We start from the raw sequence: 19,966 nt of genomic DNA, 5'->3' as shown, positions 1-19,966 counted from the left end.
ACGCGAAACCCTTGAAGGGATCCGAAGTGATCCGATGGAACACCGAACAGGCCGAGCTCCGCGAAGGCCTGGCACGGTGGGGCGAGGCGCTCAGCGCCGACCACATAGAGCTGGACGAGCAGGCCACCTTCTCCTGGGACAAGTGGAAGCTGATCCAGAAGACCGGCATCCTCGCCCTGCCCTTCGAGGAGGAACACGGCGGCCTCGGCCAGTCCCTCCTCACCACCATGTACGTCCTCGAAGGCCTCGGGGAGCACTGCCAGGACGCCGGCCTGAACTTCTCGGTGACCACCACCCTGGCCAGCACCGGCATCCCCCTCACCCGGTTCGGCACACCCGAACAGAAAGAGAGGTACCTGCCCCAGATCTGCTCCGGCGAGGCGATCGGCGCCCACGCCATCACCGAGTCCGAGGGCGGCTCGGACGCGATGGCGATGACCACCCGCGCCGAACGCGACGGCGACCACTTCGTGCTGAACGGCAGCAAGACGTTCGTCAGCAACGGTCCCGTCGCCGACGTGTTCGTCGTCTACGCCCGTACCCGCCCCGACGGCGGAGCGCTCGGTGTCAGCGCGTTCCTCGTGGACCGCGACACCCCCGGCCTCACCGTCGGCAAGCCGATCAAGAAGATGGGACTGCGGACCTCGCCGCTGAGCGAGCTCTACTTCGACGGCTGCCGCATCCCCAGAACCCGGGTACTGGGCCGGGTCGGCGGCGGGTTCATCGTCCTCGACCACGTGATGAAACGGGAGGTCCTCTTCTCCTTCGTCGTCAACGCGGGCGAGATGCAGCACCGGCTGGACCGCTGCATCGAGTACGCGAAGACCCGCCGCTCCTTCGGCAAACCCATCGGCTCCTACCAATCGATCGCCAACAAGATCGTCGACACCAAGATCGGCCTGGAGACAGCCCGCAAATGGCTGTACGACACCGCCCAGCGCCTCGACGACGGCGAGAACGTCACCATCGACCTGGCCATCGCCAAACTCCTCACCAGCCAGGCCAATGTGGCCAGTTCCCTGGCCGCCGTGCAGATCTTCGGCGGACACGGATACATGTCCGAGTACGGGCTCGAGCAGGGCGTGCGCAACGCGGTCGGCGGCACGATCTACTCGGGCACCAACGAGATCCAGTACAACCGCATCGCCTCGATGCTGGGCCTGGGCACCTGACACCGTCCCCGCCCTCCGGGGCGGGGAACCGTCACTCCCCGGCCTCCGCCACCGCGGCCGCCGCACCGGCCGCGGTACCGGCCTGCGCACCCGCCTTCGCCTGCGCGGACGGGCCGGAGCGGGCCAGCAGATCGAGGACGACGGAAGCGGTCCAGCTGAAGCCGGTCGCCCCACGCGCCTGCCCGGTGTGCGGATCGACGTACTCGGCGAAGCCGGAACCACCGGCGAAGGCGAGCACCGCCTGCTCCAGGGCGTCGGCCAGGCCCGCCTCGCCGTGCTGCCGCAGCCCCCGCTCCAGGAGCCAGTTCACGTTGAACCAGGCCGGCCCGCGCCAGTAGCGGGACGCGTCGAAGGCAGGGCCCCGCAGGTCGTAGCTGGGCACCAGGCCACAGACCGAACCGAGCCCGAAATGCGGCCCCGTCATGGTGCGCACCAGAGCCTGCGCGACGGGCCCGGGAAGCGAGGGAAGCGCCAGCGGCAGCAGACCGGCGACGCTCCTGTCGTGCACCAGGGCGCCGGTGCGCACGTCCCGGCACAGGAACATCCCCGCCTCCTCGTCCCACAGCCGCTCCACCAGCGCGGCGGTCAGCCGCTGCGCCCGCGACCGGTGCGGCGCCGCGTCCTGCCCCAGCTCGCCGGCGATGGCCGCCAGGGCATGCTCCGACAGGGCGAGCAGCGCGTTGAACCCGGGGTCCTCGACGACGAACGCGTGCTCCGTGCCCGCGTCGCGGTAACCATGGTCCCGGTAGTGCGCGGCCAGAGCGACGTACCGGCCGTAGTCCAGATCGGTGGGCCGGTCCGCACGGTCCCCGTGTCCGAGGTCGGCCCGCCGGAAGGAACCGGCCGGGGCCGGTTCCACCCGCTCGAGGGGCTCGTCCCAGCAGGGGCTGTTGTCCATGCCGGGCTCCCACGGATGGAGCACGGCCGCCAGCCCCCGGCCGCCGAAATCGCGGCAGCGCAGCAGATAGTCGTGCCAGGCCACCAGCGCGGGCCACGCCCGCTCCAGGAAGCCCCGGCGGCGTGAGGCGCCCGGGTCGCTGCGGTGGACCAGCCAGGCGGCCAGCGCGTGCACGGGCGGCTGCACGATGCCGGACGTCTCCGTCGCGGCCGGGGCGCCCGCCGCCCGGCCCGCCGTGGAGGACCGCCAGAAGTCGGGGCTCGGGAAGTACGCCCCGAGCGGCACGGCCGGGTTGAAGACGATGTGCGGGATGCGCCCGTCGGCCCACTGCGCGGCCAGCAGCGTCTCCAGCTCGCGCTGGGCACGCTCGGGCGACAGATGACGCAGCCCGATGGCGATGAACGCCGAGTCCCAGCTCCACTGGTGCGGATACAGGGCGGGGGAGGGGACGGTCGAAGCCCCCGTCCAGTTGCCCACCAGCACCTGCGCGGCCCGCCGGCGCAGCTCCTCGAGCCCGGCGTCCGCAGCCGCGGCGACGGCCTGCGCGGGCCCGGCCTGCGGCGGAACCACGCCCTGCGCGGGACCTGGCCGCGGCGGGGGGACCTGGGCCCCGGCAGGGACCTGCGGGGGCCCGGCCTGCGGCGGGACGAGGGGGCTGCGCGGCCTGGAGGCGTCGGCGGGAAGCTCACCGGGCGGCAGGGGCGCCTTCGGAGCGGCCTGCCCGGGAACGAGCGGGCCGCGGACGCGTTCCACCAGGGAGCTCCAGATGCTCGGGACCGCACACAGCGGAGGACAGCGACAGGGTATGCGCCGCCCCCGCGGGAAATCACCACCCCCGCACAGTGACATTCCCGACATAAGCTCCCCGCGGGTGGGACGCGCGGGCCCACGCGCTCCGGGCGGTCCGCCCGCGCGTCCGGCCGCCGCACCACGCGCTCCCGGGAGGCCCGACCGGGGCTCCGCCCGCCGCACCACGCGCTCCCGGGAAGCCCGGCCGGGGCTCCGCCCGCCGCACCACGCGCCCCGCAACGCCGGCGCAACGCCCCTCCCGCCCGCCCCGCCCGCACCTCCCGCACGCCGGACGGACCCGCCCGCGGCCCCCTTGCACCCCGCTTGCCCCCGGCGCGCTTTGCTGCCCTGAGGGCACCCGGCGCTCCGGTGTACCGCCGGCGCCCTCCACCGGCACTGCGCCCCCGCTCCGGTGCGCCGGGCCACCGTTCCTATTCAGTGAGCAGGAGTGAGTTTTGGACCCAGACCTGTGCGACTGGCGCGTCCCGAACGGTTTTGGACGCACTGGTTGCCCGCTTTCGTTCCGCGTCCGGGGGCACGCATCGTGTGCGTGGGCCGGGGATGCGGGGGCGGGTTTCCTCGCGCCCGAGGGTGCCCGGGCCGGCCTGGACGGTCCGATGCCCCGCACGATCGCTCTGGTCGTGCGGGGGCGGTGTCGTCCGTCGCCGGATCGGGTGCCCCTGGGCGCGCCTGCCGATCGCGATGCTCGCGGCATCATGACGGCTGGTCCTGCGGGTGGTGCTGGTGAGGGGCTTCTGCCAGTGCTGGGCCCCCCACTTGCTGGTGTAGGCCGGGTCCACGGCGATGATCGTCATACCCGTCCGGTCGGCCATGGAGGTGAGCCGGGCACGGAGCTTGCCGGTGGGCATGCCGGCCTCCCACCGCTGCCGCCACTGGGCTGCGGTCAGCCCCGCATCGGCAAGGTGGTGACGGGTGCGGGCCAGACGTCCGCCGCCGCGCACCACACGCACCCGGCCTGCGTCCCGGTCGGCCCGCACCCGCTCCAGCCGGGTCTCCAGCACCCGCAGGCGCCGGGCCTTGGCATGCCACTCCCGCCGCGAACGGTAACCACCCGGAGCCCGCTTGGAGCCCTTCGCCCCGACCGGCAGCGACAACCGATGCCGGATCACCTTGACACCGGCTTCGAGGCCCTGGATGTGGGCGGCCTGGCCGCGCCGGGCCAGTGCCCACTGATCGTGCGTGGCCTTCGTGATCGACCCCGCCCACCTGGACGAGGACACCCCCGTCAGGCCGCGCTTCCGGACCGCTCACGACTCGGCGGAGTGCTCCGGACCCTCCAAACACCGCGCCTTGAGATCACGCGAGGCCAGCGACCCGAGATGCGCACCCACCAGGCGCAACACCTCCTCGTCCCCGGCCGTCAGGCACTTGAGCCGCGTACGCACTGCCACACCCGAAGGTCCGGTCACCACGAACGGCGCCGCCACCTCCCGCAGACCGCCCACAGTGTCCACCCCCTCCGTACCGGACCACACGCACCCGCCACCACCCCCAACGACCACAATCCGCAAAGGTCACCCATTCGACAGACGAACCCCCATCCGCCCCGCGAGCCCTCACTCACCGCAGCCCACAACAACTCACCCGTACACGGCAGAACTCACTCATACGAAGTCAACAGCAGCAGTTCACGCCCCTCGTCCGCACACCGGAAGGACCCGCCATGACGTCGTCCCGCTTCATCGAAGCCCTGCTCGGCGCCGAACGCCCCCTGGTCATGGAGGTCAAGCGGCGCGACGCGCACGGCATCGACCTCATGTCGGGCCGCACGCCCGCCGACATCGTCGCCGGCTACGAGGCGGCCGGCGCCCCCTGTATCTCCGTGGTGACCGGACGCTGGTTCGGCGGCACCCCCGACCTGCTGCGCGACGTCGCCCGCCTCACCGAACTCCCGCTGCTCCAGAAGGACTTCATCACCCGTCGCGACCAGCTCGAGACCGCCAGGACCCTCGGCGCGTCCGCGGTGCTGCTCACCGCCGCGCTGCTGCCGGCCTCCAGCATGCGCTCCCTGGTGACCGCCGCCCTGCGCACCGGCCTCACCCCGTTCGTCGAGATCACCGACGAGGCCGAGCTCGGACACGTCCCGCACGCCGACGAGTGCGTGATCGCCGTCAACAACAAAAACATCAAGACCCGCGAACAGGACACCGGCGACATCGGCCGCAGCCTGGCGCTGCTGCCCGCCCTGACCGCCGCCGGCACCCCCTGCCCGGTCAGCGCCAGCGCGATCGACACCCCCGAGACCGCCGCCCGCCTGCTGCGGGCCGGCTACCGGGGCCTGCTCATCGCCACCGCACTGCTGCGCACCGAGGACCTGCACGCCTGGCCCACCGTCAGCAGCGCCCGCCATGCCCCGGCCGCCTGAACCCCCCGCCGCGCCCGCCCCGCCCCGGCCGGCAGCCGCGCCCGTACCCGCGCCCCGGTCGGCAGACACGCCCGCACCCGCGCCCGCCGCGCCGGGGACGGCGGCCGCCGCGAGCCACGGCGTGCGGATCGAGGAGATCACCCTCGACGCCGGCGCCCTTCAGCTGTCCGCCCTGTACGCGAGACCCCACCCGGCCGCCGGTGAGCCACGGGCCGTCGTCGTCGCCGTCCACGGCCTCGGCATGCACGCCCGCTACTTCCACTCACCCGCCCACCCCGATCTGTCCCTGCTCACCCTCGCCGCGCGCCTCGGCCACCCGGTCCTCGCCGTCGACCGCCCCGGCCACGGCCGCCTCGCCGCCCGCCACCCGGACGGCCAGCCGCTCGCCGAGCAGTCCGCGACCCTGCACCGGGCCCTCGCCGCGTTCGCCCGGGAACACCCCACCGGCGCCGGGTTCTTCCTCCTCGCCCACTCCTACGGCGGGAAGCTCGCCCTGCACGCCGCGGCCGACGACACCGACGACACCCTGATCGGCCTCGACATCTCCGGCCTCGGCGACCACTACGCCCCCGCCGCCCGCGGCTTCCCCGCCACCCTCGGCGGCGGTGCATGGGGCCTCAACTGGGGCCCCATGCACCTCTATCCGCCCGGCACCTTCCAGGGCGCCCGCGACCTGATGGCCCCCACCCCGCGCCGCGAGGAGCACGACCCCGGCCCGCCCTGGCCGCTGCGCTACCGGCAGCTCGCCCCCCGCGTGCGGGTGCCCGTACGCCTCACCTTCGCCGAGCACGAACAGTGGTGGCACACCGACGACGCCGCCCTCACCGCGATGGCCGCCCGCCTCAGCGCCTCCCCGCGGGTCCGCGTCGACCGCCAGGACGCGGCCGGCCACAACATCAGCCTCGGCTGGGCCGCCCGCCCCTACCACCTGCGCGCCCTCGCCTTCCTCGAGGAGTGCCTGAACCGCTGACCGCCCACCGCACGACGCTGCCCCGGCCCCTGAGACAGGGACCGGGGCAGCAGCGTGAACGGAACCGTCAGGACACCACCCGGCTCACCAGCTCGTCCCGCATCCGCGCCGGGATCCCCGGCGCGAACTGCCGCAGATAGTGCGACAGATGCAGATCCGTGTTCACCAGGAACGGCAGGTCGAACACCAGCAGCCGGCGCACCGCCAGCAGCGGCACCGGCGAACGCAACGGCCGGAAGTCCTCGTTCCACAGGCCCGGCTCCGCACACACCGGATGGAACTGGCCGATCATCAGCCCCTCGGCGACGAACTCGTCCTTCGCCGCCCGCTGCAAAGCGTCCAGCGGCGCCGAGTCCGACCGGTCCAGATGCGGCAGCACCATCAGCAGCGTGAGCAGCTCCCGCTCCTCCGCGTCCAGGTCCACCGCCAGCTTCTCGTACCAGACCCGCAGATGCGCCACCGCGTCCGCGAGATCGGCCTCGTCCGTCCCCGCCGCCGGCACGGCCAGCAGGAACAGGTCACGGCGCAGCGACGGCTGCGTGTACGGGCACACGGGGCCGCTGCGGCCCAGCGCCGGATGCCCGCTCACCAGGAACTCGCGGCTCCATTCCAGTACCTGCCGCAGCGGCCCGGCATGCTCCGGCGGCACCGTGTCCTGCTCCACCTCGGAGGCGGAGAAGATCCTCAGCGTCTCGTCGCCCCTCACCGCGGATCCCTCCACAGCGGCTCCAGCGACGGCCCGCCGCCGGGCAGCGTGAGCGCCGGCCCGGCCGGCGTGAAGCCGTGCCGCAGGCACGCCGCCCGCCCGCCGGGCGAACTCGCCTCCGTGTACACACCGACGCCCTGCGCGTCCGCCCACGACGTCACCTCACCCACCAGCGACGCCAGCACACCCGCGCCGCGCGCCCGGGGGGACACCGCACCGAACGCCAGGTAGTAGTGCGGCCGGCCCACCGGATGGTGCGCCGCCTGCAGAGCGGTGATCTCCGCCAGGCGGGCCGCGTCCTCGCCCAGCACCTGGGCGAACTGCCGCCCGTAGGCGTCACCGTGCCGCTCCACCTCCTCCCAGCCGCCCGGCGGCAGGAACGTCATCACCGCATCCCGCCCGGCGGTGGTGCGCACCGAGTCGAACGCGAACGACATGGAAAGGAACACCCGGAAGAAACCGGGCAGCACCGCGGCGCGGCGCCCGTCGTCGGGAGTGATCCACCGGGCGAGGGGATCATCGAAGAAAGCATCGGCCAGCAGCGCGGCCAGCACATCGGAATCGGACCGCGACGCGGGCCTTCCGACACGTGCAGGCACCACCGGAACTGTTGACGAGGACAAGGGACCCATCCCTCCAAAGAGAACGGCGCCGGCCGTCCGCGCCCCGCACGCCCCGCCCCGCGGGCCCGGCCGGGCTCACGGGCCCCGGCCGCCGGCCCGCCGCGCCGCCGGCGCCGGACACGGCGGAAGCCGTGCCCGCGCCCGCGCCTCACGGAGGGCGGCACCAGGTCCCCGCTCGCCGGCGGACCGGCCCGCGAAGAAGAAAGGGGCCTACTGCCTCCCGGCGGCCAGGGCGGCCAGCTGCTCCACCCTGGCGTGGAGCCGGTCGAGACGGAGCTCGGCCTCCGGCTTTATCAGGACACTGCGCATCACCCGTGCCGCACCGGCGTCCCGCACAACCCGCGGATGACGCCGGGCGAACGCGTCGGCGTCCGCGCGCAGCACACTCAGGAACACCGGATCGTCGGCCGCATACATGCCCTCGTGCAGCAGCCGCTCACAGGCCGCGTCGACGGACAGCAGCGAGAACGGCCGCACCGCCGGCACATACGTGACGATGTCGAGATCCGGCCGCTGGTAAAGCTCCAGCACATCGGAGCCGGCCAGCAGGTCCGCCCAGCGGAGCGCCGCCCGGCGGCTCGCGGCGAGCATCTCGCCGAAGCCCTCCCGGTTCAGCGGCAGCAGTTGCAGCGTCAGCCACAGACCGGCCGCCGCCGCACCCGCCCGCGAGCACTCCAGGCTGATCTCGCCCAGATGCAGCTCCGCCCGCGTGAAGTACGTGTAGGGGGAGTCGTGCGCGAAATGCCGCCCGGCCCCCGGGTCGTTGAACAGCACCGCCCCGCAGCCGTAGGGCTGCAGACCGTGCTTGTGCGGGTCGACCACCACCGAGTCGCACCCGGCGACCGCCGCCCACGGCCGCGCGTCCAGGCCCACCGGGTCCGCGGAACGGCCCAGCAGCGCGTAGAAACCGCCGTACGCCGCGTCCACATGCACCCGCGCCCCGTGGCGGCGCGCCATCGGCAGCACCTCGTGCACCTCGTCGACCGCGCCCAGCCCCGTCGTCCCCAGCGTCACCACCACGGTCCCGACCCGGCCCGTGGCCAGCAGCCGCTCCAGCGCCTCGAGGTCGATACGGCCCCGCGCGTCGACCGGCACCCGGTGGCCCTCCACGCCCAGCACATGGCACATCCGCTCATGCGTGTAATGGCACTCGGAGCTGTAGGCGACACCCCGCCCCGGATGGGACTCGCGCGCCACGTACAGCGCCTCCAGGTTCGCCATCGTGCCGCTGGTCGTCAGATGGCCCAGCGGCTCCTGAAGACCGAACATCGCACCGAGCGCGGCGACACACTCGCGTTCCATCTCGGTCGTCGCCGGACCGCCCTCCGCGGCATGGTTGTTCGGGTTGAACAGCATCGCCGTCACATAGCCGACGACGGCCGCCGGATGCGGCGCCTTGACCATCTGCCCCGCGTAAGACGGGTGGAAGAACGGATAGTTGTCGTCCATCCGCTTGGCGAACCGCTCGAAGACCGGCGTGAACGCCGCGTCGTCGATCCGGTGACTGGGATGGGCGGTGAACGGGCCGAACCGCTCCCCGAACCGCTCGAAGACGTCCACCGCACGCGGAAGCCAGTAGCGAAGATCCACGACAACGTCCTCCCGGGGCGGCACGACCGACGCACCAGGTATACGGACAGCGGCGCAACGCCCCCGCAACGCGAGCCCCGCCGGCCCGGCCGCCACCCGCCCCCGAGGCCGCGCACATCCCACCCGCGCTGCCCCGCGGGACCCCACGGCCCCGGGCGCCGGAACGCCCTGCCCCCGGACCCGTCCCACCTGGCGCGGGCCTGCCCGAGTGCCGTGCGAGCCGCCCGTGCTGCACTCAGCCCGCCCAGCCCCTGCCCTCAAGGGAGAACCCCATGGTCACCAGACGCCGTGTGCTCGGCGCAGCGCTCGCCACCACCGGAACCTCACTGCTCACCGCAGCCGCTCTCACCCCGCTGCTCCAGGCCCGCAGCGCCCAGGCCGGCACCCGCACCGCGAGCGCCCCGCTGTTCGCCACCGCGCTGCCCGTACCGCCCGTCCTCACCCCGCTGTCCACCGCCGGCGGCAAGGACACCTACGCCCTCACCCTGCGCCGCGCCCGCACCGAGATACTCCCCGGCATCAGCACCGAGGTCCTCACCTACAACGGCCACTTCCCGGGCCCCACCATCAAGGCCAGATCCGGCCGCCCCGTCGTCGTCCACCACCGCAACGCCCTGGAGAACCCCGCCTCCGTCCACCTCCACGGCGCCTCCGTCCCGCCCGCCGACGACGGCGCCCCCATGGACACCTTCGCCCCCGGCACGACCCGCACCTACACCTACCCCAACCGGCAGCCGCACGCCCCGCTCTGGTACCACGACCACGCCCACCACCACGAGTCCGAACACGTCTACCGCGGCCTGTCCGGCTCCTACCTGCTCACCGACGACACCGAACAGGCACTGCCGCTGCCCGCCGGCTCCTACGACATCCCCATCGCCCTGCGCGACGCCCGCCTCGACGAACGCGGCCGCCTCGTCTACGAGATGGACGACGCCCTCGGCCGCACCACCCTCCTCGCCAACGGCAAGCCCTACCCCTACCTCCAGGTCGCCGCCCGCAAGTACCGCTTCCGGCTGCTGAACTCCTCCAACCTGCGCTTCTTCCACCTGCGCCTCGCCGACGGCGGCCCCTTCACCCAGATCGGCTCCGACGGCGGCCTGCTGCCCGCCCCCGCCACCCTCGACTCCCTGTGGCTCTCACCCGCCGAACGCGCCGACATCGTCATCGACTTCTCCCGCTACCCCGTCGGCACCCGGCTCGTCCTCGAGAACACTCTCGGCCCCGGCAGCCCCGAACAGGTCGGCCAGGTCCTGCGGTTCGACGTCGTGCGCACCGCATCCGACCCCAGCCGCGTCCCGGCCGTGCTGCGCACCCTGCCGCCGCTGCCCACCGCGACCGCCGAACGCTCCTTCGAACTGCGCATGAACGACGAGAGCGGCGCCCCGACCGCCCAGGGCCTCATCAACGGCCAGGTCTTCGACCACGACCGCATCGACACCCGCATCCGCCACGGCGCGAGCGAGATCTGGACCGTCACCAACCCCAACACCCTGGTCCCGCACAACTTCCACCTGCACCTGGTGCAGTTCAGGATCCTCGCCCGCAACGGGCAGGCCCCCGGCCCCTCCGAGTCGGGCCTCAAGGACACCGTGCGGTTGCTGCCCGGCGAAACCGTCCGCCTGCACGCCACCTTCGACACCTACCGCGGCACCTACGTCTACCACTGCCACCTGCTCGACCACTCCGCGATGGGCATGATGGCCCAGCTGCGCATCAGCTGACGCCGGCCGCCGGCCGCCCCCGCAACCCGGCGGCGGCCACCAGCGCCACCGCGGCGAAAGCGGCGCCCGCGACGAACCCGGCCGCCGCCCCGCCGCCGTGCGACGCCACCGTCACCAGCGTCGCGAGCCCCACCGACCCCCCCACGCTCTGCACCGCGTTCAGCACCCCGGACGCCGCCCCCGCCCCGCCCGGCGCCAGCGACGACGTCGCCAGCACCGTCAACGGCAGCACCCCGCACGCCATCCCCGCCCCCAGCAGCACCAGCGCCGGCAGCACCAGCGGGTAGGGGCCCGTCGCCGACAGCGCCAGCCACCCGTTCCCGCACACCAGCAGCCCCGCACCCACCGCCAGCATCCGCCGCGCCCCCAGCCGCCGCAGCAGCCGCTCACCAACGGCCGCGGCGAGCGCCGTCGTCACCGGCAGCGGCAGCAGCGCACACGCCGCCACCAGCGCCGACCAGCCCCGCTCCGCCTGGAAGAACTGGTTGAGGAAGAAGTACGTGCCGATCACCGCGCCCGGCACCGCGAGCGTCGCCCCGTACGCCAGCAGCCGGTCCCGGTCGGCGAACAGCGACGGCGCCACCAGCGGCTGCCGGGCCCGCCGTTCGACCACCGCGAACAGCACCAGCCCCACGACCCCCGCCAGCACACTGCCCGCCACACTCAAGTCGCCCCACGGCCGCTCGGCCGCCCGCGCCAGCCCGAACACCAGCGCCGCCGCGCCCAGCGCCGACAGCAGCGCCCCCGCCGCGTCGAGGCGGCCCCTCACCCGCGGCGTCTCGGCGAGCACGAACGGCGCCGCCACCACGATCGCCACCCCCACCGGCACATCCAGATACACCACCCACCGCCACGAGCCGAGCGAGGTCAGCGCACCGGCCAGCAGCAGCCCGCCGGCCGTGCTCAGCGCCCCGGCCGCCGTGCACACCGCGATCGCCCGCGTCCGCGCGGGCCCCTGGGGGAACATGCTCAGCAGCAGCGCGAGCCCGCTGGGCGCGGCCAGCGCCGCACCCACGCCCTGCACCGCCCGCACCGCGATCAGCATCTCGCCCGAGGAGGCCGCGCCCCGCAGCGCCGCGGCGGCCGTGAACAGCCCCACCCCGGCCATGAACACCCGCCGCCGGCCCAGCAGATCACCCAGCCGCCCGCCGAGCAGCAGCAGCCCGCCGAACGCCAGCAGATAGGCGGTCAGCACCCACGACGCGCCGACGGCCGACAGACCCAGGTCGGCCCGCATCCCCGGCAGCGCGATGTTCACGATCGGATCGTCCAGCTGGATCATCGCGTTGCAGCCGGCGATCACCGCGAGCGCGCCGGCCGCCCGCCGCTTCTTCCCCGCACCCCCGCCCGCACCGGGCCCCGGCCCGGACGCGGACGCGGCCACGGACATGGACCCGGACGCGGACCCGGACGCGGTCGCCGGCCCGGACGCGGTCGAGGGCCGGGGCCCCACCGGGGCGGTCGGCACCGGCTGGTCGGAGAGCTGCGCGGTCATGGTTCGGCCTCCTCGAGATGCTTCCCGGCGCCCACAGCGCCCCCGGCACGCTCTCAGGGACCGCTCGAGAAACCGTCGACACCCGCTCGCCCCGGCGCCCCGCCGCGCACGGCGCCACCGGCCGCCGCCCACCAGCCGGCCGGTGCCGGCTCGAGCCCCTGTCCAGATCCGCTCGGATGACCCTGGCCGGCCACCGGGTCCGCGCCTAGGCTCCCGACGCCCGTGTGCGCGTCGCCCGACACCTGCCGCGAGCCTCGCAATCGACCGAGTGAGGACCCCATGGCTGCCAACCCGTACCACCCGTACGGCCTCGCGAACCCGTACGCGCCCGCGCCGCCGCCCCCGCGCCCGGCCCGCCGGCCGAGCAGGACGACCGGCCCGCTGCTGGTGATCTCGACCGTCACCATGGGCCTGATGGCCGGCCTGTTCTTCACCTTCGACGTGTCGATCATGCCGGGCCTCGCCCGGACCGACGACCGCGTCTACGTCGAGGCGATGCAGAACTTCAACCAACTCATCGACAACAGTGGCCTGTTCGCGCTCGTGTTCATCGGCGCGTTCATCGCCACCACCACGGCCGCCGTCCTCGACTTCCGCCGCGGCCACCGCTCACCGGCCCTGTGGGCCGCGATCGCCGCGTCCCTCTACCTGGTGGCGCTGCTCATCACGTTCTCCGTCAATATCCCCCTGAACATGGAACTCGCGCAGCTCGGCGACCCGGCGAAGGTCACCGACTTCGCCCTCGTCGACAAGTTCAAGGGCATCTGGGAGACCACCAACATCATGCGGACCCTGCTGTGCGTCTCCGCGCTGGGCTGCCTGGCCCACTGCCTGAAACTCCACGGCCGCGCCACCGCCGGCGCCCCGGCCCCCACCGCCCCGCAGGCCCCGCCGCCGCACTTCCCGCCGTACGCCCCGCGCACCGGCTGACCACCGGCCGCCGCGCCGGCCGCCGGGGGGCGGCCGGCCGGCGCTGTCCCGGCGTGACACGTGGAGCCCTTCCAGGCCCCCTACAGGCCCGGTTCAGACCCGTGGAGCGGCCTTCTCCAGCTCGTCGACGGTGCCGGTCATGACGGTGCGAAGGTGCTCGGTGAGGTGCTCCGCGGGCCAGTCCGTTTGGTTCTCGCGGACGAGCCGAGTCGACAACTTGTGGAGGAAGTCCCGGCGCCGGTCGGCGATCCGGGCGTGCACGCGGACGACCTTCACCCGGGCCTTGGCCCGGTTGTTGGAGTTCTTGGCCTTGCGGGACAGTTCCCGCTGCGCGCGGGCGAGCCGGGCGCGGTCGCGGCGTTCGTGCTTCGGGTTGGTGATCTTCTCCCCGGTGGACAGGGTCACCAGGGAGGTGATCCCGGCGTCCAGGCCGACCGCCGCATTCGTGGCGGGGGCCATGGAGATGGCGTCCTCGCAGAGCATCGAGACGAACCAGCGGCCCGCGCTGTCGCGGGACACGGGTCACCGTCGTGGGCTCCGCACCCTCCGGGAGAGGACGCGACCAGCGGATGTCCAAGGGCTCCGCTATCTTCGCCAGCGTCAGCTTCCCCTCGCGCCACTTGAAGCCGGAACGCGTGTACTCCGCCGACGCCCGGGACTTCTTCCGCGACTTGAACCGCGGGTACTTGGCCCGCTTGGCGAAGAAGTTCCCGAACGCCCTGCCCTGCTCCGCAGGAGCCCCGCTTCCTCCCCGGCCCGGAGGCCGGGGTATCCACGAATCCTGATGACCAGCTTCTCCGGCCCGTAGTGGTACATCTCGCCTGCACTTCGGACCGCGAACGTGGTGCCGCCCGGCCGCCCGACACCCGGCAGTGGTGACGAAGCCCCTGCTGCCGGGGCCGGGGGCGAGGGGACCCGCCGGACGGGCCTTGCGGACCGACCTGCAAGCAGGGTCCTGGCCGCGGTGACGGGCCGCGTCCGGGCCGCACGCCGTGCTCGCCCGGTCCTGGCTCCCACGGCCCCCGCCTTCACCCCCGCTGCGCACCGGCGCACCGGCGCCCAGGGCCCTGCCGGACGCACCGGAGGGCGGAAGGCCGGATTCCTTGATACCTGCCGGGTACTCGCGCCCCGGGAAGGCGATGCCGAACGGGTGACCCTGACCACTGAAATACCCCCCCAGGTATTTTTGTTAGGGTGGGTGTCAGATACCCCCGGGGGTACATCGTCCCGTAAAGGAGCCGTAGTCGTGTTCTTCGTCGACACCCTGGAGTTCGAGGGCCTGGGCAACCGCAGCTACCTGGCGGGTGGCGCCGGCGGTGCCGTCGTGATCGATCCGCCGCGCGACATCGACCAGGTGATCGCCGCCGCGGCCCGGCGCGGGGTGCGGATCGCGTACGTGGCGGAGACCCACGTGCACAACGACTACGTCACCGGAGGCCTGGAGCTGGCCCGCGTCACCGGCGCCACCTACCTCGTGCCGGCCGCGGCCCACGTGTCCTTCGCCCGCACGCCCGTCGCCGACAACGACACGGTCGCGGTGGGCGAAGGCCTGGTGCTTCGGGCGATCGCGACCCCCGGCCACACCCCGCACCACACCTCCTACGTACTGGAGGAGGCCGGGCGCGGTGTGGCGGCGTTCACCGGCGGGTCCCTGCTGATCGGTTCGGTGGGCCGTCCGGATCTGGTCGAGCCGCGGCTGACCGAGGAGCTCGCCCGCGCCCAGCACGCCTCCGCCCACCGCCTGGCGGCCGAGCTGGACGACGAGGTGCCGGTGCTGCCCACCCACGGGTTCGGCAGCTTCTGCTCCTCCTCGCAGGCCGAAGGGGACGCCACCACGATCGGCAAGGAGCGGGCCACCAACGACGCGCTCACCCTGGACGTCGACACCTTCGTCGCCAGGATGCTGGCCGGCCTGGAGGACGTGCCCGCCTACTACGCCCACATGGGCCCCGCCAACGCCGCCGGCCCGGCGCCGCTCGACCTCACCCCGCCGGAGCGGGCCGACGCCGCGCAGATCGCGCGGCGGCTGGCGGCCGGCGAGTGGGTGGTGGACCTGCGCAGCCGCGTCGCCTTCGCCGAGGGGCACGTGGCGGGATCGTTCAACTTCGAGGGCGAGGGCAAGCTCGCCACGTATCTCGCCTGGCTGATTCCGTGGGGCAAGCCCGTCACCCTGCTCGCGGAAACGCCGGAGCAGATCGCCGCGGCCCAGCGCGAGCTGGCGCGGGTCGGCATCGACCGCCCGGCCGCCGCCGCCACCGGAGAACCCGGCGACTGGATCGGTGAGGGCCAGGAGCTCGCCTCGTTCCCCCGCGCCGTCTTCGCCGACCTCGCCGCGAGCCGTGAGCGCGGTGAGCGGGTGGTGGTGCTGGACGTGCGCCGCGACCTGGAACGCGCCGCCGGACACATCGACGGGTCGGTGCACATCCCGATCCACGAGCTGCACGGCCGCATCGGCGAGGTCCCGGAAGGCACCGTGTGGGTGCACTGCGCGGGCGGCATGCGCGCGGCGATCGCCGCCTCGCTCCTGGACGCCGCCGGGCGGCAGGTCGTCGCGGTCGACGACGGCTTCGACGCCGCCACGGACGCGGGCCTGGCCGTCACCCGCGACTGACCCGCCCCCCACATACCGAAGGCACAGCATGTTCCTCCTCCGCCGCGGTGGAAACCGCCTCACACCCGACCGGGCCCGCACCCTCACCGGTGACGGCACCGCCGTCCTGCTCGATGTCCGCGAGACGCCGGAGTGGAAGGCCGGGCACGCGCCCGGCGCCCTGCATCTGCCGCTGACCCGACTGCGGGCCGGTGCCGCACTCCCGGCAGTGGTGCGAAGCCGTCCGGTGGTGGTGATCTGCCGGTCCGGTCACCGCTCCCGGCAGGCCGCCGATCTCCTGTCCGCACGCGGCGTCGACGCCGTCGATGTCGCCGGCGGCATGAACGCCTGGGCGGACGCCGGGCTGCCGGTGGTCGACGAACGCGGGCAGGGCGGCCGGATCGCGTGAGCACCCTGATCCTGGCCCTGATCGCGGGAGCCGTGGTCGGCCTGGCGCTCGGCGCGCTCGGCGGCGGCGGCAGCGTCCTGGCCGTGCCCGCGCTGATCTACCTGCTCGGCTTCACCCCCGCGGGGGCCACCACCGCAAGCCTGATCATCGTCACCGCCACCTCCCTGACCGCCCTGTACGCCCGCGCCAGGACCGGTCATGTGCGGTGGAAGGCGGGCGCGGCGTTCGCCGCCGCCGGCATCCTGCCCGCGGCACTCGCCGGAGCCGCGGCGGCCCGCCTGCCCCAGGCGGCGCTGACCGCGGCGTTCGCCGCCCTCGCGGCCCTCGCCGCGGTCAAGATGCTGCGTCCCGGACCCGTGGCCGCCGACGGGGCGTCGGACGCGGTCAGGCCCGCAAGGGCGGCCGGGGCCGGCGCGGGGCTGGGCGCACTGACCGGGCTGCTCGGTGTCGGTGGCGGCTTTCTCGCCGTCCCGGCCCTGGTGACGGTCCTGGCCTTCGAGATGCAGGCCGCGGTCGGCACCAGCCTGCTGGTCATCTCGACGAACTCGGTGGCCTCCCTGGCCACCCGCGGTGCCACGACGGCGGGCCTGGACTGGGCGGTGATCGCACCGTTCACCGCGACCGCGATCCTGGGCGCCTGGGACGGCAAACGCCTCGGCCAGAAAGTCTCCGGCCCCCTGCTGCAGCGCGTTTTCGCACTAGTCCTGCTGGCCGTGGCCGCGTTCATGCTGGTAGACGCCATGACCTGACCCGCTGCGCGCCCCGGGCGTGGCTCACGCCAGGGACAGGAACAGCTTCTCCAGCCGTGCCCGCATCTGCTCCCGGTCACCACTGGCCGCCATGTCCGAGTCGGTCAGGCAGTGCTGCAGACCGGTGGCGATGATCGCGAAACCGGCCTTGTCGAGCGCCCGTGAGGCAGCCGCGAGCTGGGTGACCACGTCCTCGCAGTCCCGGCCCTCCTCGATCATCTTGATCACCCCGGCGATCTGGCCCTGGGCCCGGCGCAGCCGGTTGACCACCGTCTTCAGTTCCTCGGCCGCCATCGCCAGTTCCACAAGCAACTCCTTCGATATACCCCTGCGGGTATCCTACCCGCAGGGGGACGAGACCCCGGAAAGAAAAGGAAACACCAGTGACCATCAACGCCCTCGCCCCGGACCAGGCCCGTGCCCAGCTGCACGAGCTGACCGTCATCGACGTGCGCACCCCCGGCGAATACGCCTCCGGTCACCTCCCGGGCGCCCACAACATCCCCCTCGACGCCCTCGACGCGGCCCTGCCGGTCCTGAAGGAAGCGGCAGCCCGCGGCGACCTCCTCGTGGTGTGCGCCTCCGGCGCCCGTTCCGCCCAGGCGACCGAGCGCCTCGCCGCGCGGGGCATCGCCGCCGCCACCCTCACGGGCGGCACCGGAGCCTGGGCCGCCGACGGACACGACCTGCACCGTCCCCAGCAGCCCACCCGCACGGTGTGGGGCATGGAACGACAGGTCCGCCTCACCGCCGGCGCTCTGGTCCTGACCGGCCTCGGACTCGGTCTGCTCCACCCGGCCTTTCAGCTCCTGTCCGCCGGCATCGCGGGCGGCCTGGTCTTCTCCGCTGTCACCAACACCTGCGGCATGGCCGCCGTCCTCGCCAAGCTGCCGCACAACCGTCCCCGCCGGGCCGACCTCGACGCAACCCTCGCCGCCCTGCGCAACCGCTGAACCACGACGCCACCACCGGCGTCCCGCGCAGAAGGCCCCGGGGGCAACGCCCCGGGGCCTTCGCCATGCATCCTCCGGACGCGGCCGACGACCGCTCCGCCGGCGCCCGGCTCCCGCTCCTCCAGGGCGGACCAGGTCACGCCGGCGCCGGTGCATCCGCCGAACGCCCGGAACCCTCGCTACGGACCGGTCCGCCCCGCCGCCGGCCCCGCGTCCGGCAACTGCCGGTACTCGTCCAGCCCCGGATAGCGCTGCGGGATCTGCGTGGTGAGGAACCGGGCCGGCACGTCGTGGAAGCTGCCGTGCCGGGCGGCGTAGGAGAAGAACGCCGCGCCCCGCCGGTCCCGGTCGGGCAGCAGCGCGTCGCCGCGGCCGTCGAAGTCGGTCGGTTCCACGCCCAGCCGTTCGCACAGTGTGCGGTGGAACATCGGGGTCGCCTTCACCCAGCGGCCCTCCAGCCACAGTTCGCTGTAGCCGTGCCAGGCGAACACGTCGGTGCCGGTCGCCGCCCGCAGCCGCCGCCCGGTGTGATGGTGGTTGACCACGTCGGCGAACGCCACCCGGGCCGGGATGCCCGACGCCCGCGCCAGCGCCGTCAGCAGCGACGCCTTGCTCACGCAGAAGCCGTGCCCCTCGGCGAGCACGCTGCTGGCCCGGTAGGTCTCCTGGTCCCGCAGATACGCGCCCATGGAGATCGCACGGCCCGGCGGGATGCTGCAGTAGCCGATCCGGTCGCGTACCTGCTCGTACAGGGCACGCGCCTTGTCGACGCCGTGCGCGCCCGGCGCGATGCGGGCCGCGGCCTCCCGCACCGCGGGGTGGGCGCTGTCGACATAGCGGCCGGGCTCCAGACAGCGGCGCACGTCCTCGGGCATCCGCACCACGGCCGGCGTCAGCGACATTCCCCGGCCTCCGGCACGGCGGGTACGGCGGTGAACTCCAGCACGGCGACCGTGCAGTTGTAGCCGCCGCCCAGCCCCGCGACCAGCACCCGGTCGCCCGCCCCGATCGCGCCGGAGACGATCAGGTCGTCGAGGGCGGCCAACTGGTCGGTGCAGCCCACATGTCCCACCCGGCGGGCGAACGGCCAGGTGGAGCGGTCGATGTCGATGCCCAGCGGGTCCAGGCACTGCTCGTACAGCGCCTCGCGTCCCAGCGCCGGCCCGGCCACCCACCGCACGTCGGCGGCCGTGATCCCGGCCTCCGCCATGGCCGTGGCACCCGCCCGCTGCATCAGGTCCGCCATGCGCCGCTTGGCCTCGTCGAGCCCGCCGGCGAGGGTGTCGGAGAACTCCATCACCCGGTCGAAGAAGCCGATCGGGTAGCCGGCCCGCGGGTCGGCGGAGAACGGCATCGCGCCGCGCTGCATGCCCTCCAGACCGGTGTCGGCGACGGACACGGTGGACACGACCCGGGCGAAACCCTCACCGCGGGTCACCACGGCGGCGCTCGCCCCGTCACCGAAGACGAACACCGGCGGCGCGGCACGCCACCGGTCCCAGGCGCCGTCGCCGAACCGGTCCGCGGCGGTGATCATCGCCGCCCGGCCGGCCGGGCCGGCCGCCAGATGCGTGCACGCCAACTCCAGCGCGCCGACGGCCGAGTTGGACAGCTGGTGGATCTCCAGCGAGACACCGTGCCCGTCCAGGACGTGATGCTGCAGATAGGAGGCGGCGTTCCAGCCGGGCAGCCCGTTGTGGGTGGCCACCGCGTGCAGCAGCAGCGCGAACCGTTCGGCCCCGATCCCCGACCGGCCGAGCGCGGCCCGCGCCGCCCGCATGGCCATCGCCGGCTGCGAGTCGGCGTCGTCGTCGCAGACGGCGACCCGCTGCTGCCCGGTCGCCCGCTGGTACTCGCGGCTGTAGCGGCCGTCGGCGATCGCCTCGTCGACCGGCACCGTCTTGGGGTGCCAGGCACCAGTGGCGGCGAGATGGATGTCGTCGTGGCGCATGGGACGGTCCTTTCGTGACGGCACAGGAACG

General features: G+C 73.8%; 17 protein-coding genes and 2 pseudogenes. 9 read left to right on the top strand and 10 right to left on the bottom strand.

All coding sequences use genetic code 11. From position 1 onward, the window contains the following. The first annotated feature begins 26 nt into the window (after positions 1-26). Complete coding sequence (locus ACTMTU_RS33255; RefSeq protein WP_441267150.1) at positions 27-1,172, top strand: acyl-CoA dehydrogenase family protein; 1,146 nt, start codon at positions 27-29, stop codon at positions 1,170-1,172. Between the two features lie 31 nt (positions 1,173-1,203). On the opposite strand, the gene ACTMTU_RS33250 is transcribed toward ACTMTU_RS33255, so the two are convergent. Both ACTMTU_RS33250 and ACTMTU_RS33245 read right to left on the bottom strand, forming a co-directional pair. Further along, positions 1,204-2,574 (bottom strand): MGH1-like glycoside hydrolase domain-containing protein, encoded by a 1,371-nt coding sequence (locus ACTMTU_RS33250; protein ID WP_441267178.1) that lies wholly within the window; start codon positions 2,572-2,574, stop codon positions 1,204-1,206. A gap of 716 nt (positions 2,575-3,290) precedes the next feature. Next, positions 3,291-4,325: pseudogene (locus ACTMTU_RS33245) on the bottom strand (hypothetical protein). Between the two features lie 218 nt (positions 4,326-4,543). On the opposite strand from ACTMTU_RS33245, the gene ACTMTU_RS33240 reads away from it, so the two are divergent. Beyond that, the gene (locus ACTMTU_RS33240) at positions 4,544-5,245 is read left to right on the top strand and encodes an indole-3-glycerol-phosphate synthase (protein WP_441267149.1); all 702 of its coding nucleotides are present in this window, start codon (positions 4,544-4,546) and stop codon (positions 5,243-5,245) included. A gap of 121 nt (positions 5,246-5,366) precedes the next feature. After that, a complete protein-coding gene (locus ACTMTU_RS33235) occupies positions 5,367-6,215 on the top strand; it encodes an alpha/beta hydrolase (RefSeq protein WP_441267177.1) in 849 nt (282 codons plus the stop codon). 67 nt (positions 6,216-6,282) lie between these two features. Here ACTMTU_RS33235 and ACTMTU_RS33230 read toward each other — a convergent pair whose 3' ends face one another. The 3 genes from ACTMTU_RS33230 to ACTMTU_RS33220 all read right to left on the bottom strand — a co-directional run bounded on the left by ACTMTU_RS33230 (position 6,283) and on the right by ACTMTU_RS33220 (position 9,134). Further along, entirely contained in the window at positions 6,283-6,921 is a 639-nt protein-coding gene (locus ACTMTU_RS33230) for a DUF6875 domain-containing protein (RefSeq protein ID WP_441267148.1), read from the bottom strand. Further along, positions 6,918-7,520, bottom strand: a complete 603-nt coding sequence (locus tag ACTMTU_RS33225; protein ID WP_441267147.1) for a hypothetical protein — start codon at positions 7,518-7,520, stop codon at positions 6,918-6,920. The genes ACTMTU_RS33230 and ACTMTU_RS33225 overlap by 4 nt, the downstream gene beginning before the upstream one ends. Before the next feature lie 234 nt (positions 7,521-7,754). Then, positions 7,755-9,134: a pyridoxal phosphate-dependent decarboxylase family protein gene (locus ACTMTU_RS33220; RefSeq protein WP_441267146.1), complete on the bottom strand. Its 1,380-nt coding sequence runs from the start codon at positions 9,132-9,134 to the stop codon at positions 7,755-7,757. 272 nt (positions 9,135-9,406) lie between these two features. Between ACTMTU_RS33220 and ACTMTU_RS33215 the strand changes: the two genes are divergently transcribed. After that, positions 9,407-10,858 (top strand): multicopper oxidase family protein, encoded by a 1,452-nt coding sequence (locus ACTMTU_RS33215; protein WP_441267145.1) that lies wholly within the window; start codon positions 9,407-9,409, stop codon positions 10,856-10,858. Here the strand turns inward: ACTMTU_RS33215 and ACTMTU_RS33210 are convergent. Further along, positions 10,851-12,353 (bottom strand): MFS transporter, encoded by a 1,503-nt coding sequence (locus ACTMTU_RS33210; protein WP_441267144.1) that lies wholly within the window; start codon positions 12,351-12,353, stop codon positions 10,851-10,853. The genes ACTMTU_RS33215 and ACTMTU_RS33210 overlap by 8 nt on opposite strands. Positions 12,354-12,632: 279 nt before the next feature. Between ACTMTU_RS33210 and ACTMTU_RS33205 the strand changes: the two genes are divergently transcribed. Next, positions 12,633-13,283: an anthrone oxygenase family protein gene (locus ACTMTU_RS33205; RefSeq protein WP_441267143.1), complete on the top strand. Its 651-nt coding sequence runs from the start codon at positions 12,633-12,635 to the stop codon at positions 13,281-13,283. Between the two features lie 183 nt (positions 13,284-13,466). Here the strand turns inward: ACTMTU_RS33205 and ACTMTU_RS33200 are convergent. Beyond that, positions 13,467-14,001, bottom strand: a pseudogene (locus ACTMTU_RS33200) (RNA-guided endonuclease InsQ/TnpB family protein); the annotation flags it as partial. A 528-nt stretch (positions 14,002-14,529) separates the two neighbouring features. On the opposite strand from ACTMTU_RS33200, the gene ACTMTU_RS33195 reads away from it, so the two are divergent. From ACTMTU_RS33195 to ACTMTU_RS33185, 3 genes are read left to right on the top strand one after another with little or no spacing between them, the layout of a single operon-like run. Beyond that, positions 14,530-15,894, top strand: a complete 1,365-nt coding sequence (locus ACTMTU_RS33195) for an MBL fold metallo-hydrolase (RefSeq protein WP_441267142.1) — start codon at positions 14,530-14,532, stop codon at positions 15,892-15,894. Between the two features lie 28 nt (positions 15,895-15,922). Continuing rightward, positions 15,923-16,282 carry a rhodanese-like domain-containing protein gene (locus ACTMTU_RS33190; protein ID WP_441267141.1) on the top strand — a complete coding sequence of 120 codons (360 nt, stop codon included), beginning with the start codon at positions 15,923-15,925 and terminating at the stop codon, positions 16,280-16,282. Next, a complete protein-coding gene (locus ACTMTU_RS33185; RefSeq protein WP_441267140.1) occupies positions 16,279-17,031 on the top strand; it encodes a sulfite exporter TauE/SafE family protein in 753 nt (250 codons plus the stop codon). Before ACTMTU_RS33190 ends, ACTMTU_RS33185 begins: the two co-directional genes overlap by 4 nt. A 24-nt stretch (positions 17,032-17,055) precedes the next feature. Here the strand turns inward: ACTMTU_RS33185 and ACTMTU_RS33180 are convergent, their stop codons facing one another. After that, positions 17,056-17,337 (bottom strand): metal-sensitive transcriptional regulator, encoded by a 282-nt coding sequence (locus tag ACTMTU_RS33180; protein WP_085573762.1) that lies wholly within the window; start codon positions 17,335-17,337, stop codon positions 17,056-17,058. A 77-nt stretch (positions 17,338-17,414) separates the two neighbouring features. Between ACTMTU_RS33180 and ACTMTU_RS33175 the strand changes: the two genes are divergently transcribed. Then, on the top strand, positions 17,415-17,984 hold the full coding sequence (locus tag ACTMTU_RS33175) for a rhodanese-like domain-containing protein (protein ID WP_441267139.1): 570 nt from the start codon (positions 17,415-17,417) through the stop codon (positions 17,982-17,984). A gap of 179 nt (positions 17,985-18,163) precedes the next feature. On the opposite strand, the gene ACTMTU_RS33170 is transcribed toward ACTMTU_RS33175, so the two are convergent. Next, complete coding sequence (locus ACTMTU_RS33170) at positions 18,164-18,886, bottom strand: transglutaminase-like domain-containing protein (RefSeq protein WP_441267138.1); 723 nt, start codon at positions 18,884-18,886, stop codon at positions 18,164-18,166. Further along, entirely contained in the window at positions 18,877-19,935 is a 1,059-nt protein-coding gene (locus ACTMTU_RS33165) for a ketoacyl-ACP synthase III family protein (protein WP_441267137.1), read from the bottom strand. The genes ACTMTU_RS33170 and ACTMTU_RS33165 overlap by 10 nt, the downstream gene beginning before the upstream one ends. Positions 19,936-19,966: the final 31 nt, after the last annotated feature.

Source organism: Streptomyces sp. OZ13 (assembly GCF_052068155.1).
Taxonomy (GTDB): Bacteria; Actinomycetota; Actinomycetes; order Streptomycetales; family Streptomycetaceae; genus Streptomyces.
Note: the sequence above shows the minus strand (reverse complement) of the source record. Positions and strands in the feature narration are given on the sequence as shown.

Excerpts from the sequence above, each read along its gene's own strand:
- ACTMTU_RS33240 (WP_441267149.1), top strand. The coding sequence starts at position 4,544 with ATGACGTCGTCCCGCTTCATCGAAGCCCTGCTCGGCGCCGAACGCCCC.
- ACTMTU_RS33215 (WP_441267145.1), top strand. The coding sequence starts at position 9,407 with ATGGTCACCAGACGCCGTGTGCTCGGCGCAGCGCTCGCCACCACCGGA.
- ACTMTU_RS33210 (WP_441267144.1), bottom strand. The coding sequence starts at position 12,353 with ATGACCGCGCAGCTCTCCGACCAGCCGGTGCCGACCGCCCCGGTGGGG.
- ACTMTU_RS33205 (WP_441267143.1), top strand. The coding sequence starts at position 12,633 with ATGGCTGCCAACCCGTACCACCCGTACGGCCTCGCGAACCCGTACGCG.
- ACTMTU_RS33190 (WP_441267141.1), top strand. The coding sequence starts at position 15,923 with ATGTTCCTCCTCCGCCGCGGTGGAAACCGCCTCACACCCGACCGGGCC.
- ACTMTU_RS33170 (WP_441267138.1), bottom strand. The coding sequence starts at position 18,886 with ATGTCGCTGACGCCGGCCGTGGTGCGGATGCCCGAGGACGTGCGCCGC.
- ACTMTU_RS33165 (WP_441267137.1), bottom strand. The coding sequence starts at position 19,935 with ATGCGCCACGACGACATCCATCTCGCCGCCACTGGTGCCTGGCACCCC.